Source organism: Nonomuraea sp. NPDC049129 (assembly GCF_040648495.1).
GTDB lineage: Bacteria > Actinomycetota > Actinomycetes > Streptosporangiales > Streptosporangiaceae > Nonomuraea.
In genome coordinates this window covers 207,688-233,290 of the sequence record NZ_JBEZDU010000006.1, presented here as the reverse complement: position 1 = coordinate 233,290, position 25,603 = coordinate 207,688, and the positions used below count along the sequence as shown (strand labels likewise).

At 65.5% G+C, this 25,603-nt stretch carries 33 protein-coding genes and 1 tRNA gene; 26 read left to right on the top strand and 8 right to left on the bottom strand.

Features of this window, described 5'->3' with window-relative positions; all coding sequences use genetic code 11:
• The first annotated feature begins 16 nt into the window (after positions 1 to 16).
• From AB0B64_RS20570 to AB0B64_RS20520, 11 genes are all read left to right on the top strand, one after another.
• On the top strand, positions 17 to 574 hold the full coding sequence (locus AB0B64_RS20570; RefSeq protein WP_358179076.1) for a hypothetical protein: 558 nt from the start codon (positions 17 to 19) through the stop codon (positions 572 to 574).
• A 203-nt stretch (positions 575 to 777) separates the two neighbouring features.
• Positions 778 to 1,698 (top strand): 2-dehydropantoate 2-reductase N-terminal domain-containing protein, encoded by a 921-nt coding sequence (locus AB0B64_RS20565; RefSeq protein ID WP_358179074.1) that lies wholly within the window; start codon positions 778 to 780, stop codon positions 1,696 to 1,698.
• Positions 1,695 to 2,042 (top strand): metalloregulator ArsR/SmtB family transcription factor, encoded by a 348-nt coding sequence (locus tag AB0B64_RS20560; protein WP_225296158.1) that lies wholly within the window; start codon positions 1,695 to 1,697, stop codon positions 2,040 to 2,042. The genes AB0B64_RS20565 and AB0B64_RS20560 overlap by 4 nt, the downstream gene beginning before the upstream one ends.
• A 358-nt stretch (positions 2,043 to 2,400) precedes the next feature.
• Positions 2,401 to 2,538 (top strand): hypothetical protein, encoded by a 138-nt coding sequence (locus AB0B64_RS20555; RefSeq protein ID WP_358179072.1) that lies wholly within the window; start codon positions 2,401 to 2,403, stop codon positions 2,536 to 2,538.
• Between the two features lie 220 nt (positions 2,539 to 2,758).
• Entirely contained in the window at positions 2,759 to 3,529 is a 771-nt protein-coding gene (locus AB0B64_RS20550) for a hypothetical protein (RefSeq protein ID WP_357943705.1), read from the top strand.
• A 39-nt stretch (positions 3,530 to 3,568) separates the two neighbouring features.
• Positions 3,569 to 4,486: a hypothetical protein gene (locus AB0B64_RS20545; RefSeq protein WP_358179070.1), complete on the top strand. Its 918-nt coding sequence runs from the start codon at positions 3,569 to 3,571 to the stop codon at positions 4,484 to 4,486.
• 139 nt (positions 4,487 to 4,625) lie between these two features.
• Positions 4,626 to 4,949 carry a hypothetical protein gene (locus AB0B64_RS20540; protein ID WP_358179068.1) on the top strand — a complete coding sequence of 108 codons (324 nt, stop codon included), beginning with the start codon at positions 4,626 to 4,628 and terminating at the stop codon, positions 4,947 to 4,949.
• A 676-nt stretch (positions 4,950 to 5,625) separates the two neighbouring features.
• Positions 5,626 to 6,738 carry a TOMM precursor leader peptide-binding protein gene (locus tag AB0B64_RS20535; protein ID WP_358179066.1) on the top strand — a complete coding sequence of 371 codons (1,113 nt, stop codon included), beginning with the start codon at positions 5,626 to 5,628 and terminating at the stop codon, positions 6,736 to 6,738.
• A complete protein-coding gene (locus tag AB0B64_RS20530; RefSeq protein ID WP_358179064.1) occupies positions 6,735 to 8,003 on the top strand; it encodes a hypothetical protein in 1,269 nt (422 codons plus the stop codon). The genes AB0B64_RS20535 and AB0B64_RS20530 overlap by 4 nt, the downstream gene beginning before the upstream one ends.
• A gap of 1,562 nt (positions 8,004 to 9,565) precedes the next feature.
• Positions 9,566 to 10,396 (top strand): hypothetical protein, encoded by an 831-nt coding sequence (locus AB0B64_RS20525; protein WP_358179455.1) that lies wholly within the window; start codon positions 9,566 to 9,568, stop codon positions 10,394 to 10,396.
• Positions 10,324 to 10,512 (top strand): tyrosine-type recombinase/integrase, encoded by a 189-nt coding sequence (locus AB0B64_RS20520; protein ID WP_358179435.1) that lies wholly within the window; start codon positions 10,324 to 10,326, stop codon positions 10,510 to 10,512. Before AB0B64_RS20525 ends, AB0B64_RS20520 begins: the two co-directional genes overlap by 73 nt.
• A gap of 143 nt (positions 10,513 to 10,655) precedes the next feature.
• On the opposite strand, the gene AB0B64_RS20515 is transcribed toward AB0B64_RS20520, so the two are convergent.
• The 3 genes from AB0B64_RS20515 to AB0B64_RS20505 all read right to left on the bottom strand — a co-directional run bounded on the left by AB0B64_RS20515 (position 10,656) and on the right by AB0B64_RS20505 (position 12,937).
• Positions 10,656 to 10,718, bottom strand: a tRNA-OTHER gene (locus AB0B64_RS20515).
• 547 nt (positions 10,719 to 11,265) lie between these two features.
• Positions 11,266 to 11,511, bottom strand: coding sequence for a winged helix-turn-helix domain-containing protein (locus AB0B64_RS20510; RefSeq protein ID WP_358179062.1), 246 nt, complete (start codon positions 11,509 to 11,511; stop codon positions 11,266 to 11,268).
• Positions 11,512 to 12,523: 1,012 nt separating this feature from the next.
• Positions 12,524 to 12,937, bottom strand: coding sequence for a GntR family transcriptional regulator (locus tag AB0B64_RS20505; RefSeq protein WP_358179060.1), 414 nt, complete (start codon positions 12,935 to 12,937; stop codon positions 12,524 to 12,526).
• Between the two features lie 132 nt (positions 12,938 to 13,069).
• Here AB0B64_RS20505 and AB0B64_RS20500 point away from each other — a divergent pair, with 132 nt between their 5' ends.
• On the top strand, positions 13,070 to 13,318 hold the full coding sequence (locus AB0B64_RS20500; RefSeq protein WP_358179058.1) for a hypothetical protein: 249 nt from the start codon (positions 13,070 to 13,072) through the stop codon (positions 13,316 to 13,318).
• On the top strand, positions 13,315 to 13,929 hold the full coding sequence (locus AB0B64_RS20495; protein ID WP_358179056.1) for a hypothetical protein: 615 nt from the start codon (positions 13,315 to 13,317) through the stop codon (positions 13,927 to 13,929). Before AB0B64_RS20500 ends, AB0B64_RS20495 begins: the two co-directional genes overlap by 4 nt.
• 83 nt (positions 13,930 to 14,012) lie before the next feature.
• On the opposite strand, the gene AB0B64_RS20490 is transcribed toward AB0B64_RS20495, so the two are convergent.
• Both AB0B64_RS20490 and AB0B64_RS20485 read right to left on the bottom strand, forming a co-directional pair.
• The gene (locus AB0B64_RS20490) at positions 14,013 to 14,261 is read right to left on the bottom strand and encodes a hypothetical protein (RefSeq protein ID WP_358179054.1); all 249 of its coding nucleotides are present in this window, start codon (positions 14,259 to 14,261) and stop codon (positions 14,013 to 14,015) included.
• Positions 14,258 to 14,554, bottom strand: a complete 297-nt coding sequence (locus AB0B64_RS20485) for a DUF6247 family protein (protein ID WP_358179052.1) — start codon at positions 14,552 to 14,554, stop codon at positions 14,258 to 14,260. Before AB0B64_RS20485 ends, AB0B64_RS20490 begins: the two co-directional genes overlap by 4 nt.
• Positions 14,555 to 14,808: 254 nt before the next feature.
• Here AB0B64_RS20485 and AB0B64_RS20480 point away from each other — a divergent pair, with 254 nt between their 5' ends.
• Positions 14,809 to 15,390 (top strand): hypothetical protein, encoded by a 582-nt coding sequence (locus AB0B64_RS20480; protein WP_358179050.1) that lies wholly within the window; start codon positions 14,809 to 14,811, stop codon positions 15,388 to 15,390.
• Between the two features lie 6 nt (positions 15,391 to 15,396).
• On the opposite strand, the gene AB0B64_RS20475 is transcribed toward AB0B64_RS20480, so the two are convergent.
• The 3 genes from AB0B64_RS20475 to AB0B64_RS20465 all read right to left on the bottom strand — a co-directional run bounded on the left by AB0B64_RS20475 (position 15,397) and on the right by AB0B64_RS20465 (position 17,395).
• Positions 15,397 to 15,696, bottom strand: coding sequence for a hypothetical protein (locus AB0B64_RS20475; protein WP_358179048.1), 300 nt, complete (start codon positions 15,694 to 15,696; stop codon positions 15,397 to 15,399).
• A gap of 97 nt (positions 15,697 to 15,793) precedes the next feature.
• The gene (locus AB0B64_RS20470; RefSeq protein ID WP_358179046.1) at positions 15,794 to 16,510 is read right to left on the bottom strand and encodes a protein phosphatase 2C domain-containing protein; all 717 of its coding nucleotides are present in this window, start codon (positions 16,508 to 16,510) and stop codon (positions 15,794 to 15,796) included.
• A gap of 6 nt (positions 16,511 to 16,516) precedes the next feature.
• A complete protein-coding gene (locus AB0B64_RS20465; RefSeq protein ID WP_358179044.1) occupies positions 16,517 to 17,395 on the bottom strand; it encodes a GntR family transcriptional regulator in 879 nt (292 codons plus the stop codon).
• Positions 17,396 to 17,672: 277 nt separating this feature from the next.
• Here AB0B64_RS20465 and AB0B64_RS20460 point away from each other — a divergent pair, with 277 nt between their 5' ends.
• The 12 genes from AB0B64_RS20460 to AB0B64_RS20405 all read left to right on the top strand — a co-directional run bounded on the left by AB0B64_RS20460 (position 17,673) and on the right by AB0B64_RS20405 (position 25,385).
• Positions 17,673 to 18,524 (top strand): hypothetical protein, encoded by an 852-nt coding sequence (locus AB0B64_RS20460; protein ID WP_358179042.1) that lies wholly within the window; start codon positions 17,673 to 17,675, stop codon positions 18,522 to 18,524.
• A 104-nt stretch (positions 18,525 to 18,628) separates the two neighbouring features.
• The gene (locus AB0B64_RS20455) at positions 18,629 to 18,868 is read left to right on the top strand and encodes a hypothetical protein (RefSeq protein ID WP_358179040.1); all 240 of its coding nucleotides are present in this window, start codon (positions 18,629 to 18,631) and stop codon (positions 18,866 to 18,868) included.
• Positions 18,868 to 19,056, top strand: a complete 189-nt coding sequence (locus AB0B64_RS20450; protein ID WP_358179038.1) for a hypothetical protein — start codon at positions 18,868 to 18,870, stop codon at positions 19,054 to 19,056. Before AB0B64_RS20455 ends, AB0B64_RS20450 begins: the two co-directional genes overlap by 1 nt.
• The gene (locus AB0B64_RS20445) at positions 19,053 to 19,310 is read left to right on the top strand and encodes a hypothetical protein (protein WP_358179036.1); all 258 of its coding nucleotides are present in this window, start codon (positions 19,053 to 19,055) and stop codon (positions 19,308 to 19,310) included. Before AB0B64_RS20450 ends, AB0B64_RS20445 begins: the two co-directional genes overlap by 4 nt.
• Before the next feature lie 76 nt (positions 19,311 to 19,386).
• Positions 19,387 to 19,566, top strand: a complete 180-nt coding sequence (locus tag AB0B64_RS20440) for a hypothetical protein (protein ID WP_358179034.1) — start codon at positions 19,387 to 19,389, stop codon at positions 19,564 to 19,566.
• A gap of 77 nt (positions 19,567 to 19,643) precedes the next feature.
• Positions 19,644 to 19,880: a hypothetical protein gene (locus tag AB0B64_RS20435; protein ID WP_358179032.1), complete on the top strand. Its 237-nt coding sequence runs from the start codon at positions 19,644 to 19,646 to the stop codon at positions 19,878 to 19,880.
• Between the two features lie 20 nt (positions 19,881 to 19,900).
• Positions 19,901 to 21,433 carry a hypothetical protein gene (locus AB0B64_RS20430; protein WP_358179030.1) on the top strand — a complete coding sequence of 511 codons (1,533 nt, stop codon included), beginning with the start codon at positions 19,901 to 19,903 and terminating at the stop codon, positions 21,431 to 21,433.
• Positions 21,434 to 21,599: 166 nt separating this feature from the next.
• Positions 21,600 to 22,232, top strand: a complete 633-nt coding sequence (locus AB0B64_RS20425) for a hypothetical protein (protein WP_358179028.1) — start codon at positions 21,600 to 21,602, stop codon at positions 22,230 to 22,232.
• On the top strand, positions 22,229 to 22,477 hold the full coding sequence (locus AB0B64_RS20420; RefSeq protein WP_358179026.1) for a hypothetical protein: 249 nt from the start codon (positions 22,229 to 22,231) through the stop codon (positions 22,475 to 22,477). The genes AB0B64_RS20425 and AB0B64_RS20420 overlap by 4 nt, the downstream gene beginning before the upstream one ends.
• A 3-nt stretch (positions 22,478 to 22,480) precedes the next feature.
• Positions 22,481 to 22,834 carry a hypothetical protein gene (locus AB0B64_RS20415; RefSeq protein ID WP_358179024.1) on the top strand — a complete coding sequence of 118 codons (354 nt, stop codon included), beginning with the start codon at positions 22,481 to 22,483 and terminating at the stop codon, positions 22,832 to 22,834.
• A gap of 26 nt (positions 22,835 to 22,860) precedes the next feature.
• Entirely contained in the window at positions 22,861 to 23,241 is a 381-nt protein-coding gene (locus tag AB0B64_RS20410) for a hypothetical protein (RefSeq protein WP_358179022.1), read from the top strand.
• Entirely contained in the window at positions 23,241 to 25,385 is a 2,145-nt protein-coding gene (locus AB0B64_RS20405) for a hypothetical protein (protein ID WP_358179020.1), read from the top strand. The genes AB0B64_RS20410 and AB0B64_RS20405 overlap by 1 nt, the downstream gene beginning before the upstream one ends.
• Positions 25,386 to 25,603 lie beyond the last annotated feature (218 nt).

Below are 25,603 nucleotides of genomic sequence, written 5' to 3'. Positions count from 1 at the left end.
ACTCCGGCATCATGCCGTGGATCGACGCCGAACTCGGCCCACGCCCCGGACCGGCGGGAGTGCCGATCCGGGCGGTACTCGTCGCTCTGATGGTTTCGATCCGCCACAGCGGCAAGCCGCCCTGGCCGAAGCCTGGCGGCTGGCCGCCTTCTGCCTGTCCCCGACTACCCGTGAGCATCTGGGACTGGACGCCGACCGGCCACCTGCCGACGATCCGCACGCCTGCCTGGCCGACAACTGGCGTTTCTACCGCGCCTTCGACCGGCTCACCAGCCTTCTCGATCCGGCCCGGCACGACCACCGCACCCGCCTGCCCCAGCACGAGGCCGACCTGCTCGCCACCGCCTGGCAAGACCACGATCCCGACCACACCCGCAAGCGGAACTTGCTGCAAGACATCGTCACCGCGCTTGTGCTCACCCCGGCCCGCTGGGGCAAAGGCCGCGGCTACCTGGCAGGATTCCGCGGCAACGTCGGCATCGACACCACGGCCGCCCCGGTCTTCGCCCGCCCACCCCGAACTCGCCGCTCCACCGGCGAACTGTTCGCCTCCACCGAGATCACCGCGGGCTAGCACCACTCGGCCGGCAGCGACCCACCCGAATACGGCTACGGCCGATCCGACCAGAACGGTTCCAGCGACAATCGCGGCGCTCGCCCAGACCGGCACCGCCTCGGTGATGGCGGCGGCGCCACCCGTTGGATTGTCCAACCAGCGCCAATCCCGAGATACTCTATCCATCGAAAGATTTAAATATTCCTAAGGATGGAGACCGGATGAAGGTGCTGGTGGTGGGGGCGGGAGCACTTGGGCAGGTCTTCGGGATGTGGCTGGCGGCCGGCGGCGCCCAGGTCAGCTACCTGGTCAAGCCCGGCAGGGAGCACTGGGCGGACGGTGATGGCGCGCTGCTGTACCGGCTGCGCCGGCCAGGACGGCCCGTCGAGCAGCGACTGACGCCGTACCAGGTGGTCACTGAGCCGGTGGCCGGAGAGTGGGACATGGTGTGGTTGTGCGTGGACTCCACCGCTCTGCCCGGCTCCTGGACGGGAGACCTGCACGCCGCGACCGGCGGCGCGACCGTGGTCACCATCAGCCAAGCACCACAGGACCACGCGGTCCTCACCCGGACCTGGCCGGCGGAGCAGATCATCCAGGTGGTACCGGCCCTGCTCGCCTACCAGGCGCCGATGCCCGGCGAGGTGTGCGAGCCCGGCATCGCCTACTGGGCGCCGCCTGGGGCAGCGCTCGGCGTCTTCGGGGCGGAACCGCGCGCCCGGCAGGTGATCGCCGCGCTCTCGGCGGGCGGCGCGCGCGCCAGACGCACACGGCAAGCGGGGGCGGCCGACATCACCGCCGCCCGGATGATGCCCTACATCGCCGCGCTGGAGAACGCGGGCTGGTCGATCGCGGCCACCCGATACGCGCACGCGGCACGAGCCAGCCGGGAGGCTGTCGCGATCGCCGCGGCAGTGCACGGAAGGCGGGCCCCACTCGCGATCCCGGCCTGGGCCGTGTCCGTGGCCCTACGCGCGCTGCCACTGCTCGTACCCTTCGACCTGCCGCGCTATCTTGAAACGCACTTCACCAAGGTGAGCGCGCAGACGCGCCTGATGCTGGACGGCTGGATCGCCGAAGGCGCGGCCCGTGGCCTGCCCGTCACACACCTCACGCAGCTGCGTGCCGAGGCGTCCGCATGACCGGCCATGCCGAGGCGCAGGACGTCCTGGCGCTGTTCGCCACGACCCGGCCGCTGTTCACCGCGCTGGGCGACGAACGCAGGCAGGAGATCATCGTGTTCCTGCTCGAATCCGGCGCTTCGCGCAGCGTGAGCGACATCGCCGACCACCTGGGCCTGTCCCAGCCCGCCGTGTCGCACCATCTGAAGATCCTGCGTGACGCGGGGCTACTCACCGTGCGCCGCAACGGCGCACAACGCCTGTACGCGCTCAACGCGGCCGACTATCCGCGTCTGCTGACCCCGCTGCGCGATCTGACCTCTTCGATCATCGCCTGCGCCACGATCCCCGGCCCTCCGGCTTGACCCTGCGCCAGGGGCCGCCCTGATCGCCATGCTGGACCGGCCGTCTCACCCGGGCACCCGCCGCCCCACGGCGTCGGCGGCGCGTACGGCCGACAGGTCCCGTTCCAGCGGCTCGGTCGCCGGCCAAGGCATCCCGAGAGGACCTAGTACGGAAACCCTCAACCGCCCCCGCCTTCGGCGCCGTCCACACCCGGCACGTTCGCACCCACACCTGCACCGACAAGACCCGCTGCACCTGCCGGCCAGAACCCTGCCACGCCCATCAGAGGCATCAAGGGCGTCTATGCCGACGCATGGACACCACGTGAGCTACGACACAGCTTCGTGTCGCTGCTCTCCGACGATGGCGGGCCTTTCCATGGACGAGATCGCAAAGCCATGCGGACACGCCAGCACAACCGTGACCGAGACCGTCTATCGACCCCAGATCCGCCCCGTGCTCCAAACCGGCGCACGGGCCATGGATCGTATCTTCGACGGCATCGCGGACGTGTAGCCCGCCAGCATGTCACTCAGAAGATCAAAAAGGCCACTTCCGATGGCTGGAAGTGGCCTTTGACCTGGGTGGGGTGTTCACGAGTACAGCTGGCCTGGGATGTAGAAGGGGTTGAGAAGATCGCTTCCCAGACCCGGCAGCGATCGTTTCCCAGCGTCAGCCCAACTCTCCCCGAGGGTTGATCATGGACTTTGGGCGCTATTCGACGAAGGCGTCCTCATTGACGATCGCGTCCAGATGCGTCCCTCTAGAACAGCTGACCACCGTGCTGGATCCGGCCCGCCACGATCGGCGCGCCCGCCTGCCCCAGCAGCAGGCCGACGCGCTGGCCACCGCCTGGGAGGATGACGACCCAGCACACTCGCATAAGCGGGAACTGCTGCAGGACATCGTCACCGCGCTGGTGCTCACCTCGGTGCGCTGGGCCAAAGGCCGGGGATACCTCCGTCACTTCCGCGGCGATGTCGGCATCGACACCACCGCCACCCCGGTCTTCGCCCGCCCACCCCGCGCCCGTCGCTCCACCGGCGAACTGATCGCCTCCACCGAGATCACCGCGGGCTGGCACCACTCGACCGGAAACGGCCCACCCGAGTACGGCTACAGCGCCACCCTCACCGTCGCCGCCCGCACCCGCCCGGTTCGCGGTTCCTTCCCGCAGCTGGCGCTCGGCCTGGTCCTCGACACCCCACACAAACGCATCGGCGCCAACGCCATCACCACCCTCAAACCCCTGGCCACACTCGGCTTGCCCGCAGCATTCGCTGTCGTCGATCGCGCCTACACCGACCAGCAGCCCGGCCACTTCGCCCATCCCGCACGCGAACTCGGCCACAGGCTCGCCCTCGATTACAAAGTGGATCAACGAGGGGTGCAGGGCAGCGTCCACGGCGCCCTGCTCATCGACGGCTCCCTGGCCTGCCCGCTGATGCCCGACCGGCTCGCCCAGGTCACCACCGGTCTGGACGACGCCGCCATCCGCAGCCCATAGGAAGAGCTCACCGCGCTCATCAGCGCGCGAGCGCCGTACTTGCTGCGCCTCAAACAAAACACGAACGCGGACGGCGCCATCCGCTTGCAATGCCCGGCAGCAGGCACCTCCCCGTCGGTCACCTGCCCCCGCTTCGACCGCCTCCACCAGCGCGGACCCAACCGGCCCGCCGCAGTCGACCTCACCAACACCCGACAACGAGGCGCTCACCCCGCGGCCAAACCCCGCGTCCTGCCACCGCAGCCTGACCTGAAGACCGACCAACTGCCGAAGATCTGCCGCCAGCACACCATCACCCTGCACCCCGGCGATCTCGGCCACCTCGACAAGTTCCGCCAGGACCTGGCCTACCTGAGTCCCGCCTGGATCGGGACCTACAAGCCTGTTCGCGCCAACACCGAAGGCATCAACGGCAGACTCAAGGGACACGACCTCGACCTCGGCGACCCCAAAAACCGGCTCGCCCACGGACGCGTCGCCCAGACCATCCTGGTCGCGCTGCTCGTCGCGGTCGCCAACGACCACTTCCTCGATCAGTGGCGCCACACCCACGAGCCCCAAGACGAGCCCATCACACTCGCTGACACCAGCCGGGACCTTCGACGGCGCACCACCCGCAGGCCAGAGCAGGCCACCACCTGCCCCATAAGCCGCAAAACCCGCCACCCCACCGCAGCACCCAGCCCACCGTCGGCTTCGCCATGCCCAACGGCCGAATGTCGGTCCTCCACCAGCGGCCTGACACCACCCGGGCCTTCCCGGACACCTGCTCCGCGGTTCCCAAACCAGGACGAACTCGATTCGGAAACTCCTGAAACGACAAGATCCCGCCCGATCACCAAGATCAGACGGGATCCCGTCAACTTCAGTCCAGCCGTCTCAAGAACGGCCCCTGGTGGAGATGAGGGGATTCGAACCCCTGACCCCTTCGATGCGAAGGAAGTCCGGGAAGTCTGAGGATGTCGATCCGAGTCGATCGGATGCCTCTCACCTTACAGAACGCTCCGGGGAGGACGCGGGAAGTCCGAGGGAGCCGTAAGGCGGTGGCTCCGAAATTGGCTCCCGTGGCTCCTCCCCGGGGTGGGAGAGGAATCCCATGATCGAGTACCTCCCTGACGACAATGACGGGCGTTTCCCCGAAGACGCTCCCGTCCTCGTCAGGTATCCCCTACGCGATGACCAGAACGACGATCGCGACTCGTGGCCGTGGCTGCCGGGCACTGTCCTGGCTCAATGCGGTCCCGACGAGTGGCGGGTCGTCGTCGAGGTGCCTGCTCTGGCCATAGCTGACCCTAGCGTGCCTAACAGCGACGCTCCCGAGAACCTGCTCTACCCCACATGCTTTCGCGACGCGACCGAGATTCGCGCCGTCAGCATGCACGCCTGGCAGTGTGTACGGAACGAAGTAGAGAAGAGCTGACGCGGTTAACAGGCCATCACCACTAGGCCGAGCCGCGCAGCGGTCTACGGGCTATTGCGGGGGCGGCGCGGCCAGCCCCAACGGCATCGCTGCCTCCGCGCACAGGTGATCGTGGACGCGATCGATGAGCTGTTGCAGACAAGTAGAGGCCACAGGTTAGCTCCAAGCGAGGCTAGTCTGGTGACGCACACGGAAACGCGACCCGGTTCGGTAGCCCGGGCGACCACGCGCACTGCAAGGGCTCACCCGATCAGGCGCTTCGCGCCCAGGGGCCGCGGCGTGCTCCCCGGGGCCTTCGACCCCTCCCATGCGAGATCGTCTCGCTGGCAGTAGGAGCGGAGCGGTATGTGATGGAACGGGCGTTCAGCGACCTGATGGCCTAATCACACCGTTCAATCCGAAGGCGCAGGAAATCGGGGCTTATGTCGGCGGAACCTTGTGGCTATGATCGCTGATCATGGTGCGTAACTCGTCGCGCACCGCCCTTCGTTCTATCGAGGAGGCAACGTGGAGAAGTCAAGCCAGGTAACCGAGGACAAGAAGCCCACGAAGAAGATCGACCTCAAGATCAAGCGGCTGGAGAAGGTGGAGACCACCCAGCTCCGTCTGGTCGGCTGACACCTACGGATACCCGGCCGGTCAGGCAGGACCTGGCCGGCCCTCCTGTGTTCTCGGCGTGATCTGGAAGGTTCTCGTGCACTTCCCCCGCATCAAGAGTGTCCATCAGCCCATGGCCTTGCCGGATGGTCGCATCGTCATAGGTCTCATGCAGCAGGGCATCTCCTCCGAGATCCAGGACGATGAGGACGGCGCGATCGCCCAGCTGATCGTCCTAATGGACGGCACCAAGACGATCGATCAGATTTGTGCCACTTTCGCCGAGACACACCCAGATTTCGATGACCAGAGTGTCCGCGAGGTCATCGCGGGGCTGATCGACAACGGATTCGTCGAAGACGCCGGCGCGCCGCTTCCCGGCAACCTCACCCCGCGTGAGGCGGCACGCTACGGACCGGCCAGAAACTTCTTCGCGTGGATCGACTCCACTCCGCGGAGCTCTCCGTACGACATTCAGTCCAAGATCAAAGCTGCCAAGGTGTGCCTGCTCGGCATCGGCGGCACGGGCTCCGCCGTGGCGGCCGGACTGGTCTCCAGCGGTATCGGAGCTCTGCACATCGCCGACTTCGACACAGTCGAGGAACCGAACCTCACGCGCCAGCTCCTGTACACCGAGCAGGACATCGACCGGCCCAAGGTCGACAGCGCCGTGGATCGGCTGCGTGCCATGAACAGTCTGGTCACAGTGACCGGCAGCACCGTCAAGGCAGGCGCGTCCAATGACATCGCCGCCCTGATGGAAGACTGCGACGTGTTCGTCCTCTGCGCGGACAAGCCGCACCCGGACATCATGTTCTGGACCAACGAGGCGGCGCTGCGCACCGGCACGCCATGGTTCGTCAGCTTCTACACGGGGCCGATGGCCGTCGTCGGATCCCTGATCCCAGGCGAGACCGGGTGTTGGGCGTGCCTGCACCGTCAGGAGGACCGTCGCGAGGTCAACGCCCACGGCCGCCCACTTACCGAGGAGCGTCCGAACGCCGTGGTGGCGGCGAGCGCCAACATCAGCGGGCATCTCTGCGCGCTGGAAGTTCTGTATCACCTCGGCGGCCTGCCGACCCAGGTGCGCGGCCGGGTCTTCCACTGGAACTACGCCATGTGGGATCACTCCTACTACATCGACGTTCCGCACGACGACGACTGCCCCGCCTGCGGGCCCACAACGTCGTGAGTGCCGCACCGCTCACCGCCGACAGCAACGTCGGCTTCCATCCGCTGATCGTCCGCCCGGACGACGACGACCCGGAAGTCGTGGTCGTCGGCCGGTCAGAGATCGGGGAGTTCATAGAGCTGCCGGCGGTCTACGGCGACGCGATCAGCCTCCTGAGCGCGGGGCTCTCCATAAGCGCCACCGAGGAGCGGATGGCAGCCGAGCAGGAGGTGGAGCTCGACGTCGCGGAGCTCGTGGAAGCCCTGGCGGATCTGGGATTCGTCCGTTCCGTCGATGGACAGCCGCTGCCGGATCCGGAGGCGAACACTCCGCGCAGCCATTTCAGCCGACTGACCGAGCTGCATGTGGCGTGGCTCTTCAGCCGGTCGATGAAACTCGTCTGGCTGCTGGTCATGGGCGCGGCACTGGTCACCCTCGCCATGCGGCCCGATCTGCTGCCGAACTACACGGACTTCTTCTGGGGCGACTACGTCGGCCTGACGGTGCTGGTCAACACCGTGATGATGTCGATCAGCATCAGCATGCACGAGCTTATGCACCTGACGGCGGCCCGGTCACTCGGCGTTCCCGGGCGGATCGGCTTCGGCACCCGCCTCCACAACCTGGTGGTGCAGACCGACGTCACGGCGGTGTGGGGCGTGCCGAGGCGATCCCGCTATCGGGTGTATCTGGCGGGGATGGCCTGGGACCTGTTTCTCATCGCGTCCCTGACCCTGCTGGTCGCCCACGTAGCCATGCCTCAGCCGGTGAAGGCCGTACTTCAGGCACTCGTCGTCTGCGTCCTCCTGAGCATTCCGTTCCAGCTCCAGGTCTACATGCGCACCGACCTGTACTACGTTCTTCGCGACCTGCTGCGGACCCGGAACCTTTTCGACGACGGGCTCGCCTACGCCAGGTATCTGCTCGCGAGAACCGTCGCAGGCCTGCGCCGCCGTCCCGCTCCTGTCGCGGACCCGACGACCGGGCTGGCCCCCCATGAGCGGCGGGCGACCCGCGTCTACTCCGTCTTCCTCGTACTCGGTGCCACCATCAGCCTCAGCTTCCTCGCCCTGTTCGGCGTTCCGATCGCGATCGCGGCGCTGGTGCGAGCCCTCCTCGCCATCGCCGACGGCTTCAACGGCGGACCGGTGCTCCTAGCGCTGGACTCCGGGCTCCTGGTGCTCATCGAAGGCGGCATCCAGGTCCTCTTCGTAGTGACCTTCATCCGGGGCCACCGGCGTTGGTTCCGTCGGCGCAGCACAGCCCCCGCCACCCGCTCCTCGTAGGGCGGCGTCACATGTCGATGCTCGATATGTCCCCGTACCGCCCCAGCTGATCAGCGGCTTCACCGCCGTAACCTCAGCCTTTGAACCTCTCTATCTATCACCCCACCCTCAACCAAATTTACTGCAGATGACGTAACCATACTGCGGCGTTCCGATCTCCCGCAGCCACCCGTTCATGCAGCCAGGCCAAGGCAACATCCAATTGACCGATGTCACTGAAAAGCTTTATTGCCGTGTCATAGGCGCCAACGATACCATTGTCTGCCGCGCGTTGATGAATAGGTATTAGCTCGCCTACCCGCCCCAGATCAGCGAGAATGTGAGTAACAAACGTAAGCATCAAGAGGTCTCCGGACTCGGCCGCATACCGGTATAAGCCTATTGCCTCTTCGGTACGCCCTTGCTTCTGAAGGTAACCTGCAGCGCGGCCGAGTGCCGTTGAGTCTCCTTGCCGTCCGGCTTTCTCGCACAGTTCGATAGCCTAGGCGCCTAAGGGCGACAGGGTCACCGTGATTCGCAAGGCGACGAAGATGGTCGATTGCCCCGTGAAGATTGTTGTTCTTGCGCATCAAAACGACAGCTTGTGCGATAGCACTGCTGTCACCATGTTCGGCTGCTCGAAAATAGCACCAAGCTGCCTTGTCTATCTTGGACGCCTTTTCCAATAACGCTGCAGTGGGTCGCAATGCAGCGACGTGTCCCGCCTCGACGGCCGCTTCATACAGTTCCAAGGCATGCCTATGAAGACTTTCTTTGTCGCGCTTCTACGGCGAGCCGCACTAAATCATCTCGGTCGCCATGCAAGACAAGAGCATCCCATAGGTACGCAGGCGCAAGCATCGATGTGTACTGTAATGAGCTACTCTGTTCGAGATAATCAGCCAATCGGTATCTCGAGCTAGGCGGGGATGTCTTTCCCGGCTTAGGGCGAATAGGGGTTAGTGGTCCCGGAGTTCCTCGGCAAGGGGCGGCTGTATACGCGAGAGCCTGCTCGAACCAGTCGTTGGGCAACGAGTTCCATTGATCATCTGTCATGTATGCACAAGATGCATTTTCTAGTAACTCTCTTGACAAAGCATTCGTGTGCCCTAAGCGCCTGGCATCGATGGCTGCGGCGATGATTGCGCGCGCCGAGGGCGGAGCGTTGCGGTGCCTCTCCAGCAACGTCGGCACACCGGAAAGATATTGAGTGATTTGACCGTTTTCTGCATAACGATAAGCGAGAGCAAGCCGGGGGTCTCTGGCCCCCGCCTCCCGCACTTGTGAAAGAGCCTGAGTGTCAAATCGTTCTGGAACAGATATATCTGTACCGAAAAGTAATTCTCTTGCGTGGGCATGTGGATCATTTGGATTGTTCAGATTGTTATCGTCCACTCTCGAAGTAGGAGTAAACCAGTAGCCAGGCCAGGCGGTACCAAGGAGCAATATCGGTCCCCGCCCAGGGTCTCGCAGCAAGTTTCTCAGTTCGGCTGCAACTTGCGCACCGATGCTGCTGTCAGGAGTAAGGAGGTAGAGCTGAATTTCATTCAGCCATATTACGAATGTGCTCGCCCTCGTCCGCTATGTCCTCCACCACCAGAGGCGATAACCCCGAGAACACCATATGCGTCAGCTCGTCGACGTTGGTCACAACTCAGCGTGACGTTGTAACACCTTCCGTCACCACCGAATCTGCGACAGAGCCGAAAACCCGTACAGTCCCGCTACGTGCCGATCACGTGGACGAGTGGATTGACCAGCTCGCCAACACGTTGGCCACCACCACTCTTCGGGAGATTCACGGCGTGCTGAAGCGAGCTATCCGGCAAGCTCAGGCACGCGACATGGTGCTCAGGAACGTTGCCGAGCTGGTCACCACACCAACGGGTACGGATGGACGCCCCAGCAGGGCGCTCACTCGGCAGGAGGCAGAGGCCGTACTCAAAGCCGCCGAGTTCTCCGAACTCCACGCCTACGTGGTGCTCAGCCTCACCACAGGCGTCCGTACCGAGGAAGCCCGCGCACTGCGCTGGGATCATGTCGTCGCCTGGATCCCCAGCCTCAAGACCTGGCATCCGGTGACGGAGGTGGGATTTCAGCACAAGAAGTTCGCCATCTACGTATGGCGTGCCGACCGAGAAGGAGGGGACACCAAGACACGCAAGTCGCGTCGCACGCTGGAACTGCCCAAGCTGGCGGCGCGGGCACTCCGGCAACATCACACCCGCCAAGCCATCCTTAAGCTCAAGGTCGGCGAGGCGTGGCAGGATCACAACCTGGTGTTCTGCACGAGCGTCGGAACTCCGCTGGACGCCTCGAACGTACGGCGGCCTTCCGCAAGATCACCAAACGAGCGGGGCTCGGAACCGCCTGGAGCGCCCGGGAACTACGTCACTCGTTCGTCTCCATCATGAGTGACCAAGGCGTACCCATCGAGACCATCGCCGATCTCGTCGGGCACGCGGGCACCAGCGTCACCGAAGCCGTGTACCGGCACCAGCTCAGACCGGTGATCACCAAAGGTGCCTAAACGATGAACTCCATCTTCGGCGACAGCGAACACGGGTAGAGAGTCCGAGCGAGATGGCTCCCCGATTGACTCCCATCGACTCCCAGACAAGGGAAAAGGGGCTCCGGATCAACTCCGAAACCCCTTGTCACCTGCAAATATCCTGGTGGAGATGAGGGGATTCGAACCCCTGACCCCTTCGATGCGAACGAGGTCACACCATCTCCGCGACCAGGGACAAATTGACGTTTCCCCAGCTCTGATCGGGTTTAGCGTACAACTTCAGACCACGTGTGACCACCTGATACCACGTGATCCACTCCCATTCTGCTCCCACTCCGCCCCGCCAATTAGCCCTGCCCGTTTGGACCAATTTTGACTGCCTCTAATGACTCTTGCATTACGCAATAAGTAACCACTTCCGTAGCCGTCCCGCATCGCGCATTATGTGACGGTCCCGTCACATGGGGAGACGGCGGGACGAAGGTCACGTAGCAACAGAGGGGGACCCTCGAATGCCCGCAGCATCCCAACCCGCCCAACCCGACCAACATCGCCGGTCACCCGAGCGAACCGCACTGGAGCAGACCTACCCCGCGTACCACATCCAGGAGTGGCGCACCGGCATGTGGTACGCCATCCGGGCAACCGCCCCCACCCGTCGGCAGGCCGAGGCCGGACTGCACCGGTACATCGTGCAACCCGGCCCACGAGCGCTGGCAGCCGTCCTTGCGCAGCAACTGGAGATCGCCCATCGGCATCGGGGCCGATCCGTCACGACTCCGGCCGGTCCTCGGGCGGTATGACGAAGGTGCCCATAGACCGGCGCACCACGACCAAGCCCTCATCGGCCAGCGCCGCGATCACGCGCAGGGCCGTGTTTCTGCCGATCTCGTACTGCTGCATGAGCCTGGGGATGCCAGGGATCGTGGTGCGTGGCGGAAACTCGCCAGCCAGGATGCGCCGCCGTAGATCGTCTACGACCTCTTCCCAGCGGTGCTGCGGCTGCCACTTGATCATGAAATGACGCTAGTGGGCCCAGGCAGACCCCATCACACCGGGCATTACCCAGGACTACCCAGGCAGACCGGGGACGTCCCAGGACTACCTGGGACTACCTAGGTCCGCATCGGAACCACCTGGAGAATGCTTATGCGTGAGTGATACACATATGGACGTGGCGGCGGGGATCATCCTCGTACAGAGGTTGTCGGGCCCCGCCGCCACACCTATGGATACGCGGAGAACCGCGATCCGGATGTACGGAGTGCCCTCCCAGTGCCGGCTACACGCCGGAAACGCGTGGGCATACCGGACCCTCCTAAGAGAAAGCATTCCACCCTAGGCGCACCCGATCCACCCAGACGCGAAAAAACTCATACCCTGAGACACAGGAAGCTTGACAAAAGCAACGGCCCTGTGGATGCCGGAAGTGGCAAACGAGCCGACCAGGTGCGATCGTGAAGCCTTGTCGCGTTCGACGCCCTCCAGGTAGAGGCCGCTCCCCCGGAGGCAGAGCCAAGCATCCCCGGAGGACATCAATTGCCCTACAGGGTGCAACCCTCGCAGCATGGCGAGATCACCGGTACGTCCCTATGGTGAGCAGTGGGCCTCCTACCTGCTGGAGTGTTCAATTCACGCCGGTAGGAGGCCCAGCCACCCTAGAGGTGGCGGCGCGGGTCGAACATCGTCCACAAGACCTTGAACACGGCGCCGGCTACAGCCAGCGCCGTGCGGATCCTCTGGTGACGCTCGTCCCGCTTGCCACTCTCGGACATGGACCGAATCTCCTCCCCCACCGGGCCATCCGGTGGGCAGTCCTGATGGACCAGGCGGAGAGGTTCGCGCGTGCGATCGGTCCCCGAGAGCTGCCCGCCCAACATCGCTCACCTTGGCCAACAGCGCAACGTGGACAATTTGCTCTCGGGGAGTCGCTTCTCCCTCGTGGCGCGTAAGAAACAGTCCGCAGGAGGACGATCCTTAACCGGAACCTCCGAAGAGTCGTTTCAATCCGTCGACAAAGGGGCACCGGTCAGCCCTCAGGCCCGCGGATCTCCACCTTGTCGGCGGGCAGCACCTCGACCTCGCCGCCCCTCCGTTCAAGCACGAACACCGCGGCGTCCGGGTCGAGGTCGAGCCGAGCGCTCTCCTGGTCGTTGGCTATGCGGAAGATGCCGCGGCTTCCCGGCTCCATCACCACGACGGTGATGTCATCCGACCCGGCACGTACGACGGTGCCCCAGTTCGGGACCGTGTAGACGTAGCCGGTCTCGCGCAGATGCTTGATCGCCTTGAGGATGGTATTGCGGGCCACGCCATACTCGTGCTCAAGCGCCACCACGGCGGGCAGACGACGGCGAGGCCGCCATTCGCCTGCCTCGATGCGCTCGCGAAGGAGCGCCGCGACCTGCAAGTACACCGGCTGCTCACCCTCGGGATCGATCACGGCTTAACGGTAAGTACAGGGTTGATCCGTACCTGATTGCGCTCAACGTACTGGATAGAACCTAGACCGTCACGTGACCGTTGTTGCGATGCCTACTGGCCTACTCATGAGTAGGGGAATACGGTCGGGCCCATGGCCCTCCCCGACGACCCAGCTGCAAGCGAACTGATGTCCCGTTTTCCCAAGTGGACGATCCGACGCAGCGATGTCGGCCGCTACTGGGCGACTCGGGAGGAGTCGCGGCTGTCGCCTGGATGCTCGGTCACCGTCGACGCCGACGACCTCCACGGCCTTGAGGCGAAGCTGGCTTACCAGGAGCGGCTACGCGCCCAGCTGGCCAGGCGCGCGGAGATCCCGTTCACGACGGGAGATCCGACATGACCAGGCTCCCCAGCGGCTGGCGAGTACCCGACGCCAACGTGTGGACGGGCGAACTCGTGCCCTACCCGCTCGCTTTCGCCTGGCATGCTGCGGTCCTGGACGTCCGACTCTCCTACCTGGATCCGGTCGACGGGGACTGGATGTTCGACGTCCTATGGGCGCGCCACGGCCAGGACCGGTCCGGGCATCACAAGTGGAGGGCTGTCAACGCCCTGCGGCAGCGGACCATGATGGTCGAGCACCTCTGCATGGTGTGCAGCAAGCCTGCCGCCGAGCTGGGCGGACGGATCCCGTGGCTGTTCCACACCGACCCAGAATCGACCGGCGACGGCGCACGGCTGACGAACCTTCCGCCCACCTGCTGGGAGTGCATCCCGGAAGCGCTGGACACCTGCCCGCCCCTGCGCCGGCGCTCGAGAGTCTGCACCGCGGCCGGCAGTCGGGCATTCGGCTTCGTGGTCGACCTGTACTCCCCCAGCGGCGACGACGAGACGGCCGTCAGGGTGGAGTGCGACGCCATGCTCACGGCGTCGTCACCGCTGCTGCGTTGCGCGCTGGCCAAGCAGTTGTGGGTCGCACTGGACGACCTACAGGACGCGGCCCGCCCCTAGAGCAGCCCGGCCTTCGCCGACCGGAGGGGACGAGCGAGGGCCGGGCCTTCAACCCTCCGCAAGGCGCCAGCGAAAACCAGCTGTCAGCCCGCCCACACGATGTCGACGATCCGCACGACAGCCACCCCATCCAGGATCAGGAACGTCACGAACCCGTGGCCACCGAAGTCCGAGCGCCGCACCTGCGGGTCGCCGGTCGCCATCGAGGTGAGCGGATCGTAAGGGTCCTCGCACACCTCGGCCATGGCCTGCGTCAACGCGGTCAGCGCCTCGTCGGGGAACCCTCCGAGTTGGGATAACGCCCGTTCGGACAGATCCGGGCGGTAGGTCACGAACGGCGGGCAAGTTCCGCTGCGATGGCCTGCGCCAGCGGCACGGCTTCCCCGCGGCCTGCTTTGGCGTCCTCGATGGCCTCGTAGTAGCCGGGCCGGTTCGTGGCAATCACAGCCAAGCTCCAACGATGCAGCAGCAGCCGCAGCGCCTTGTACTGGGCAACATCCCTCAAGGCCGCCTGCGCCGCTGCACGGTACTGGCGCAGAAACTCAGGACGTTCCCGCTCCGGCAGGCCGTCAAGGATCACCTGAGGGTCGAGCGGATCGTCTTCGAACACCGGCTGAGCGCTCACCTGCCGCCTCCTCTCGCTGCCCTTCGAGGCTACCGACCGCACAGGCATTTAGCACGCGAGAGAGGCGGAGAGACGGTCACTCCGGTCACTCTGGCCTGAGATCACTTCGCAGGTGTCCGTGCCAGCCATACCTGCGTGGCCCTCACCTCAGCTTTTGCTGATCTTTACGATACGGAGTTGATCATTCAGCCTGGTGAGCGTCAGTGCATGGCTTGACGACGGCGAGGGAGACAGGCCATGACGCTCAACCGCACATGGGCATCGCTGTGAGCAGAGATGACTCGGAAGACGCGGTTTTAGCCCGCACAGCACATGTCTGGCCCGACATCCGCGAGGCGCTCATGGATGGCATTAAGGCCGCCGTCGACCTGCATGATTTCATCGGCTGGGACTATCGCGACGATAAGCACCTCTACCAGCACATGATTCGGCGAAAGGCCGTGGAAGCCTTCAAAGTGCTAAAGCCGGAAGGCGAGACAGGTTCGGAGCCCGTAGATGCTACTGACCTGCCGATGAGCGGGCTCATCCTCACGCTCGAACACGACGTGGTTCGCATCTGGCACATCGCCACTCCTGAAATTCCCAAGCCCACCACGCCGACGAAGTGCGAGTTCGTCAGCCAGCCGCCTAGCCGCCAGATGAGCCTGTTTGATGTCCCCGATGTCGGACGCAAGCACGAGCTGAACCATCTCATCCTGCGCTGGACGGTCCGAGAGCACCTCATTGAGCGATTCGATCTGGTCCGCCCCGCTGGCATGGAAAAGAACCATGTTGTCGTCGACTGGCACCGCAACTTGCTTCCTCGGTGTGCGCCTCCGCCCGAAACGGCAGGGTGATTCTCCCTATTTGTCTTCAACCTCTCCGGACCCTTTGCAGGGACGGCAGTTGACCCATTTCTTGGTCACGACGGTGCCGCCGCCCGCGGTCTTCGTCTCAACGTTCTCGTGCCAGCCGCCGGCACCTTGGCATCGGCCGCACTGCTTCTTCTTGTCCGCCCAGTCGTTCACGGTGGCGTCCTCGGGGGCGTCCGGTTGTGCGAACTGGGCGGCGACGGCGGCGGCTTGCGCCTCGGTGAGTCCCTGGAGGAAGACGCGGCTACCTCGGGGGGTGGTGATCTCAGCGAAGTGGTCGCGCGGTTCCACGGCAGTCTCCTCGCCTCAACAGGTCATCGTCGCAGACGGTAGCCATGGGATCACGATCATGCAATCGGAATGGCGGTTACAGTTCACTCCCGTGGGTTCAGGCGGAGCAACGCTCCCGCACATCCATGACGATCACGGTGATGTTGTCCGGCCCTCCATCCTCCAGTGCCAGCGAGACCAGGCGCTCGGCCACGTCTTCCGGATCTTGGAGGGATTCCAATACGTCTCGCAGGACTCCCACGGGCACAACACCGCTCAGACCGTCGGAGCACAACAGGAACCGATCCCCAGGATGCAAGCCGCGCGGTGTGAGATCAGGAGACCGTCCGTCAGTACGACCATCAAGGAACCGTGCGATCTTCTCCGACAGGTTAGGTACATCGGCAGCGCCAGCCACAAGGTTGCCGTAGGTGTGATCTTCGGTCAGCTGAATGAGCTCCCCTTTACGCAGCAGATAAGCACGCGAGTCGCCCATGTTCGCCACCACGACAGTCGTCCCAGACCAGAGCATTGCCACCAGCGTGGTGCCCATGCCTGCCAACTCAGGCTCGCGCTCGACCCTGGCACGCAACGTCTGGTTCGCGCGGTGGATAGCTTGCCCAAGGGCGTCAGTGAGGTCTGCGGAGTCAGCGTGATGGTCATAAGCGGACAGGACGTCGATCACGGTATTACTGGCGATGTCGCCAGCCGTGTGTCCGCCAAGGCCATCAGCAACCGCGAACAAATACCTTCCGGCATAGGCGGCGTCTTCATTGCGCCGACGCACTAGCCCGACGTGAGTGCGGGTTACGGCGTCAACTGTGAGGCTGCTCACGGGCGTTCACCTGTCGCTCTCGATCTCGTCGGGCGGCCCGTCGATGTCGGGCCAAGGGGGTTGAGCGGACTCGTCGCGTCGCAGTACGTGCACAGTTTCTACCCGGTCGCTAGCCGCCACGTACTCGGTGACCTCGATTGGTTGGCCGTCGCCCCCTGAGGTACCAACTCGCACGATCTCCAGCACGGGCAGACTGATGGCGATCTCCAGCAGCTTGGCCTCTTCCTGGGTGGGCATGCGTGCCCGGTGGAATTCGGTCCAACTGATCGGCCAGTGGCCAGCCCGCTCTAGCAAGTAGAGCCAGTGGCCTGGACCGGGATCCTCGGAAGCCACCCCGGGAGCGTCAGCCACTCCTCTCGGGTGTATCCACGAGATGTTGATCTGAAAGGGCGGCTCAGACTCCGGGCCAGTGACCCGAAATCGGCGCATCACCGAGGTCCCCGGCTCGACGCCCAACAGCCGAGCGACCCTTGGGTTGATCAGCGGTTCGTAGCCAGCAAGCGGCGTGATGTGATGCTTCCACTTCTCCTGGCCGGACGCCGCCGGGAAGGAGTAGCCGGCGTTGGGCGTGGCCTTATTGCGCTTGACCAGGTCGCCGCGCGGTCTGCGGAGGCGCATCAGGCCATGCCGCACCACGATGCCGCGTCCCTGCACAGCCCACACGTACCCTTCCGATTCCAGCACGCTGACCGCTCGCCCGATCGTGTCTCGGTTGGCGTTGTATTGCTTGGCGAAGTCGTTCAGGCGCGGAAGCAGAGCCCCCGGCTCCCACTCGCCGGCCTCGATCCGTTCGCGGATCGCAGCAGCGATGTCTAGATACCGCGAGTGCACCACCACCCCGCACCAACCCTTCGCATGAGTCTCCAAGAAATAGTCTTGGGACAATTGACAAGATGCTACATTGTCCCAAGACTATCCTCATAGAAGCACGAAGTCCCATAGGGATCAGCAAGAAGCAGGCCAACGCGCTGCAACGCCTCGGTCTGTGAGCACAAAAGAAGACGGGCCCCCGACGCTGCAACGTCGAGGGCCGCCCATCAGGCTTCCTCGCGAAAGGTGTCCGCCTGATGCTCGATCATCATTTCATCGAGGGTGGCTGCCCTGAACAGCGACCCTTCGGTGAGCCGAGTGTGCCGATCGCCTCCACCAAGCGAGGCGCATCGTGAACGAACTGGCCCTGACGGAGTCCCCATCCCTCCGCGCTCAGTACGCCGACCGTGTCGATGTTCTCGACAAGGTCAAGGCGCTGAGTCTGCTCCCTGATGACGTTCACGCCGATCTGCCGATGGTCGCCCGCTACTACGAGGTGGCCGAGGATGCGATCGAGAGTGTCGTCCGCCGCAACCGCTCCGAGCTGGAGTCCAACGGCTTCCAGGTACTCAAGGGGCAGGCATACCGGGAGTTCGCGTCCGTCAACCTGACGGACGCGAATCCGAACTCCCGCTCCATCACCCTGTTCGCCCGTCGCGCGATCCTGAACGTCGGCCAGATGCTCACCGAGTCACCAGTCGCACGTCAGGTCCGCACCTATCTGCTCGATGTCGAGGAGGTTGCGCCGCCTGAGATCCGCACGGCAGCGATCGAACTCGCCGCCCTCACCCGGATCCAGGTCCTGGCGCTCAAGGCTGCTGACGGACTACTCGACCGGACATGGCTGGCCGCCAAGACCAAGGTCGCGCTGGCCCGCATGTTCGGCGAGGAACCCGAAATCGACCCGCTCGACATCCCCCTGTACGTCCCCGACTTCCTAAAGTCCATGGGGCTGAAGAAGAAGCAGGTCGAGTCTGAGCAGTCGTGGTTCGGCAAGCGTGCCGCCGCCCTGTACGAGGCTGAGCACGGAGAGAAGCCCGGCAAGCGCGCCGCTGACACCCCGAACGGCAGCGTCCGCAACACGCTCGCCTGGACGCAGCGCGACCTCCCGATCTTCGAGGAGGTCTGGGAGCGCTGGTACGCCGAGAAGTACGCGATGCAGATGACCCCCCTACAGGATTCGCTGTTGGGGAGCGATGCGTGAACTACCTATCCATCCACCACCAGGACATGCAGAGGGCGACCCGCTACCGCCAAGTCTCAGGCCGCCCGCATGCCTCCCACTCCCATGGAAGGACTGCGCCAATCATGGCACATCCCGCACCGGTCGTCCCCCTTCCTGCCGCTGAACGGCGGGAGGTCACGGAGCTCGCTCTCCGCGTCTACATGCAGGGCGCCGACCTCGTCGAGCAGGGCCTCGCCCATCTCGCGGACAGCCGCCTGCTCATGGAGGAGACGGGACTGCTTCCCCCCGCCGCCATCACCGCGAAGCTCTGCCCGGTCGTCTCCCTCGCCGACCACCGTGCACGCCGTCAGGCGGCCTCGTGATGACCCCCAACCAGATCAAGGCCACGCTCGCGAAGGTCGACGCGGACGTTCGGGCGAGCACCCAGCACACCGCGGCCCTCCGCCGCGACTCTTCGAGTCTCGACCGGCGCTGGGCGATCGACGAGAGCCGCTGCACTGACCAGAACTGCACCAACCGCCGCTGCTCCTGCAAGGGGAGGTCGCGATGACCGCCACCCTCACCTTCAGCCCCGACATCACCGACCTCGACCGCTGGCAGGCGCTGTCCCACTACGAACGGCACCGCATCCTCGCCTTCCACTGGCTGCGGCTCAACCCGGCCGACGCGCATGCCCGGTTCGCCGCCGCGATGGGCGTGCTGGCCCTCGTCGACGAGGAGCTGGCCGCCGCGCAGTACCTGGTGGACCACGCGGTCGAGCGGGCCCTGGCCGAGGCGTCCGCCAGCCGCGAGGACGCCCGATGAACCAGCCCGGCCACTGCGCCTCCCACATCCTCCCGTGCAGTGGCCGGGCATCCCAACCCAACCCCTGGAGATCGACATGCGCGCGACGCAGATAGACCAGCTCATAAAAGCGATCAAGGCGTACGACCTGGCCACGCTGAGCGGCTCAGATAGCGAGAAGAACTGCTGCCTGGCTGTGCTGGACAGCGTGAAGCGCACCTGCTCCCGCAGGGAAATCGGGGCCGCCTACCGCGAGTACGTGGCCGAGACGAGCTGACGATCCGTGAGCCTCCCAACCTCTCCCCCTGGCTGGGCGGTTCACGAATCACCAGCCGACATCCCGAAGGAAAACCCATGAGTACCGGCACAAGCGAGGAGGCCCACATGTTCGAGACCCCTCACTTCGACTACTACGGCGACCTCACGACCGGCGACCGCATCGACCTTGACGAGCCGCCCCACCACTGCGGCGAGGAGATGGAAGTCCGGGAGAACTCCACCGGCGCCCTGCTGGTCTGCGTCAACGGCGACTGCGAGATCACCACCGACAAGGACGGCGCCCTCACCGAGCCGCCCTACATCACCCGCTGACACAACGAACGGACCCAATCATGGACCTCGCCTCGTACCTTCCGCCTGCCTGGGTGGTGTGGGCCGTCGGCGGCATGTGTGCGGTCGCCGCCACGTGGATGATGGTGCGCGCCCTGATCCGCGCGCTCCGCTCCGCGTGGATAGCCCGCAGGAAGGCGCAGGCCCCGCGCGACGGTAAGACCGCCACCCCAGCGACGCTTGAGGACTGGCTGACCTGGTTGGTCGCCGGAATCGCGACCGGTGTCTCATCGACTGGCATGTGGAAGTTCGCGCGTGACGTGCTCGAACTCAGCGGGCCGCTTCAGGTGCTGCTGTTCGCCTTTATCGAGTTCGCGATCGTCATCTCGGCGTTGCGGGCCAAGCGCAGCATGCGCGATAACTTCAAGGCCGGACTCGATGGCGTCGCCGTGTGGGGGCTCGCTTGCCTCACCGCAGTCCTGTCGGCTCTCGACTCGGAGAAGTTCGGCGAGGTCGTGTTCAGGCTCGCCGCGCCCCTGGTCGCGGCATGGCTGTGGGAGCGCGGCATGCGCCTCGAACGCCACCGGATGCGCGGCACGAAGGGCATCAACTGGCGGCTCACCCCAGCGCGGATCCTGGTGCTGCTGGGTGTAGCCGAGGCTAACGAACGCACCGCTTCCGAGGTCGACGTGCACCGCAGGCTTACCCGCATCGCGCTGGCTGCGAAGAAGGTTCACCAGCTGCGGACCTCGGGGGCCAAGCCGCGCAAGGTGACGGCCGCCGTCGTAGCGCGAGACCGCGCCCTTGACCAGGCTGTAGCGAACACCGACCTGGCGACCAACCCGGCGACACAGAGCGCGTTGCTGGATCTGGTGACCACGCTCGGCGGGGCGGAGAACCTGTCCGGCATCTTGGGGACCGCCCGCGCACCGTGGGCCCACCTCGACCACCCGGCCGTCACCGGCGCTGTCCGACACAGCGAAGCGGTCGAGTTGGCCGCGGCGCTCGACCGCAACACGGCCGCCCGCCTTCGTGCAGACGAGGCCGAACTGGTCGCGGATGAAGACCGGTCGGCGACCGACCCCGCGACCGGTCGCGGCGACGACAGCGGACCGCTTGAGGTCGCCGCCGGGGCCGTTCCCGTCGACCGCGCCGGCCGATCGTGGCTGACCACTCTGGTGCCGTGGTCGCGACCGGTCGCGATCGAAGCCCGCGACCACGAGGACGACCGGCCCTCGGTCGCGGAAGCGGTCGCCGAAACGGTCGCCAACGGCGCCTCCAACGGCGAGGTGGTCGCGACCGGTCGCGGACCGGTCGCGGACCGCAAAAGGCCCGATGAGCAGGACAAGCGCAGGGCCATCCGCTTCTACATCGGCCGCGCCAAGAAGCTGAACCCGCCGTCGAAACGGGTCCTCGCAGAGTGGACGGGCTTCTCCGAAACGTGGGCGCTCGGCTGCATCCAAGAAGGCCAGCAGCAGATGACCGAACAGGGCTGGACATTCGACGACCGCGGCACGCCGACGCCGCCTCCGGAGGTCGCGGAACCGGTCGCGACCACCTCCCTTCCCGCGACCGCCAACGGAGACCAGTCATGACCCGCTACCAGTGCCCGTTCTGCCCCTCGTTCCACCACAGCGAGGACCTGGCCAAATGCTCCAGCCACGGCGTGAACTCGTCCCGCTCGTGCGCAGAGTGCCGATCTGTTGCCGAACAGGCGCCGTGCAGACCGAACGGCGCTCCGATCATCGCTGGAGGTGCGTAATGGCGCCGGATCCCGCTCTCGCCTCGCAGATCCTGTCCGCCATCGGCGACTGGGCATGCGGCGACGGCACACCCACCACCACCGCGTTGCCTTACCGGGACGTGACGCGGGCCCTGTTCGAGGGGCTGGCCTGGCTGCAGGATCCGCAGCCGGACGACGCGATGGTCACCCGGGCGGGCATCGAGACCTGCCAGCCGGTCGGCCCGGACGTGACCATCGGGGTGTTCTTCGACCTCGAACCCGAGGGCGGCGTCTTCCACGCGCGGGTCGGCTTCTTGCGCCGCAACGGCGGCCGGCCTGTCCCGCGCATCACCGACTTTGAGACTGCCCGCTTGACCGCGAGCCTCACCCTGATCACCCCGCCCGTCGACGTGACGAGACCGCCGTACTTGCCCGGCAACCCTCTGGCCGTGGTCGCCTACGGCACCCGCCTGCCTCTCGGCGAAAGCCTGGCCGCCGCCTACCAGCGGTGCGTCAACGCCGACACCTCCGACCGGCCTTACATGGCGCGCGCCTACCGAGGTCGCCCCGACAACCGGGCCGCAGCCGTTGCGGCCATGCGCCGGCTTCGCGTTCCTGACGGCTGGACGATCCAGCCAAGCCTCACCTGGGGTGACGGAGGCCAGCAATGAGCTGGCCGGAGCGCCTCCTGGAGTACGCGACCCTCACTGTCCTCGTGGTCGTCGCCGTCGCGGTCACCTTCTGCGCCGAGGACGCGGCCAGTTTCCGCACCCGCCTGTGGTCGACGCGCTGCCGGTGGACGTGGGCGGCGGCCGGCACGACCAGAACCTCCGCCGTGCTCGGCAAGACCGTCACGGTGACCTCGACTAGGGCGACCGCTTTGCGGCTGCTTCGTGACGTGATTGGAGACCTGTAAATCATGGGCGAGTTGGCGCGCCGCATCGGCGATTTCGAGACGAGTACTCCGGTCGCTTCCCACGAAGCGCACGCGAAGTACTTGGACAACTTGGAGGAGATGTTGCGGGCCGCCGCGATCATGTTCGGGCAGGACGGAGAGATCGGCGGAACCTGGCTGCGTAAGCGGCGGCCGAAGCGGGGCCGGTTCATCCATTTGCGGGAGCGGATCGCCTTCGGCCGGCGCACCAAGGCGCACGGCCAGCACGGCTCCAAGGCGCTCGCCCGAGCAGCCGACAAGGTCCGGGACCTGGCGACGTTCCACCGGGAGTTCATGGAGCGCGAAGGCAAGCAGCTGGACGGGGGCGACCAGTCATGACCGCCGATCGGAACCGAGCGTCGAGCATGCGCGTGCGTGCGTCCGCCTGGGAGAACGCCGACTTCACGACCGGGCACCGGGCCTACCGGCAGCACCTGGAGAACGTGCGCGTGCTGCTGATGCACGTGGAGTACGTGGTCTCCCGGGACACCGACGAGGCGGCCCGGTGGCTGCGCCAGCACGGCAAGAAGAGCAAGGGCAGCGAACGGCGCGTCTGCCCGAGGATGCCCTGGCTGGAGGCGTTCTTCCAGGGCGTCCGCTACCGCTTCAAGGGCAAACTCGTCGCCGAACTGGTGCAGGAGGCGGCGAAGGACGCCGTCCTGATGGGCGTCGTGCACGCCGAGTATCTGCTGATGGAGGGCGACGGGACGATCCCGAACGACCGGTATCGAAAGGACCAGACGTGATGGCCCGGCGGACGCGAGTTGTCGAGCAGGAGCAGATGCCGCAGGTGGGCGGCGGCTGGTGGCTGACGCACGGCCTGCCGTCCGTCGCCCCGCTCTTCGTGGCGTTGGCGTGGGCTGTGCTGATCGAGATCGCGCACCTGGCGTGGGGAGGGAACCCGACAGTGACGCCGCTGGTTGCGATCGTCCTTTTCGCCGTGGGCGGGTTCGTCACGGCCTACGGTCACGCGACGGCCGGCCCCCGCAAGCACTTGAAGATCGCAGTTACGGCGAGCGGGGTCACGGCGACGCTCACCCTGGTGCTGGGCCTGGTGTTCGGGTTCGTCACCCGGGAGCCGTCCGTCAACTGGTGGCTGATCTCGGTGTATGCGATCTGCATGATCGGAATCTGGCCGCTGTGGCTGATCTGGCGCTGGGGCAAGTACGCCGGCGCGACCGCTGCCATCGCCGCCGGGGATGAGACGGGCACGTCCGCGCTGGTGGAGATGGTTCGGGACGCCCGCACAAAGATCCACAAGCCGACGATGGACGACCGTGGCGTCATCCGGGCCAAGGTGTCCACCCTGCCTGGTGGCACCATGGGCGACGCGCAGGCGCTGATCGAGCCGCTCGCCGCGGCCTCGCGCGGCGTCCGCGGCGGCGCGAGCCTGGTCCGTGACCTAGATGTCGAAGGCGAGGGCGAACTCGAGCTCCCCACCCGGGACAACCTCAAGGATCCCATTTCCTGGCCTGGTCTGACGCGAGAACTGCGCGGCATCCTGCCGACCGATCGCTTCCCGCTGGGTGAATACCAGACGGGCCCATGCTGGGTGCGAATCGTCGGCGACGTCGAGAAGGACCGCGGCGCCGAGGACGTCTCCCACATGAAGATTGGTGGGGTGACCGGCAGCGGCAAGAGCACCGGCGCCCAGATCTTGATCGGCTCCACGATGGGGATGAGACGGCTCACCAGCATCGGCGTGGACGTGTCGGCTGAGCTGCAGATTCTCGGCCCGCTCGCGGACGGGTTCACCATTCCGCCGATCACCGACTACGAGTTGGCGAAGGCGTTCATCCACCGCATGGCGAAGGTCGTCATCCCTGGCCGCAAGGCGCATCTGGCCCGCGAAGGACTGAAGCGCTGGTCGCCCAAGTCCAGCCTGAACGTGATGATGGTCGTCTTCGAAGAGTCGAAGGCGTTCGGCCGGCTTCAGGCGGCCTATCTCACGATGGTGTCGGATGCTCGCGCGGCCGGCATCTGGATCGTGTCTTCGACGCAGTCCTGGCTGTGGCGCAACCTGTCCACTGACGTGCGCAAACAGCACCCATCGGGGTGGTGTTTCGGGCAGTCGGAGCCCGGCGACGTGGAGACGGTCTTGCCGGAGGAGGCGGTGGCCGCGCTGGGCGGCAACCTACCGACTTGGGGCGACCGGAAGCGCGGCTACAGCTACATCGCGGCTATGGGCATCCCGGAGCGGATGTGGCCGAAGATGATGCGCGCCTTCGACCCGCTCCGTGAGCAGCTGCTGCAGGCGGTCGAGCTGGGGGCGCCGTACCGGGACCCGATGGACTCGGTGACGCAGGAGCTGTTCGGTGACCTGTTCGTCGACCATGTGCGGCAGTGGGGCGCGAAGCCGCCGATCGTGGGCCGTCCCGTTCCCAGAGCCACCCGCGTTGAACACCAGTTCGACGAAGATGAAGAGGTTGACGGGTCAGATGCGGACGAGCTTGAAGCGGAGGCCGCCGAAGAGCACCAAGAGGACCGCAAGGAAGTCTTCGACGAACTCGCCGAGGCCCGTCGACGCGACCTCGGCGACTACGCCACCCCAATCGATCTTGAAGATGTGGACGCCGACCGGCCCATCCCCGACCTCGACGCCGTCGACGATGAAGACGACGCTGGAAAGGTGTCGCTGACGCCGCAGCAGGCGCAGCGCGTCTGGGACGAGAAGCTCGACGAGCTCTGGCGCTCCGGCGTAAGGCGCCTGTCCACCGAGATGCTGACCACGTGGCTGGAGGCGGTGGGCAGGAAGCGCCCCTTCCTCTACCGCCAGCGCGACCGCTGGGAGGACGCGGGATGCCTCGTCCCGCGCGCGGACGCTGAGGGTTGGGATCTCATCGGTTCACCGCTTGAGCCGGCACTCCTCGGCCCGCCTCACGGAGAGTGATTGGCGGCGCGGCCGGCCGGACACTCGCCGCGCCGCTCCCTTTTTCCTTAGGGGATTTCTCGGTGTTCGTAAGGACCTAAGAGGGTCCGGACACCTTACGAACATACTCCGGACGAGATCATCGGACACGCCGGACATCGACGGAGAGTAACTGAACACGTCGCCGGACATGCCGGACAAGATCGACGGACACTGCGGACAAGATCGTCGGACGCCGA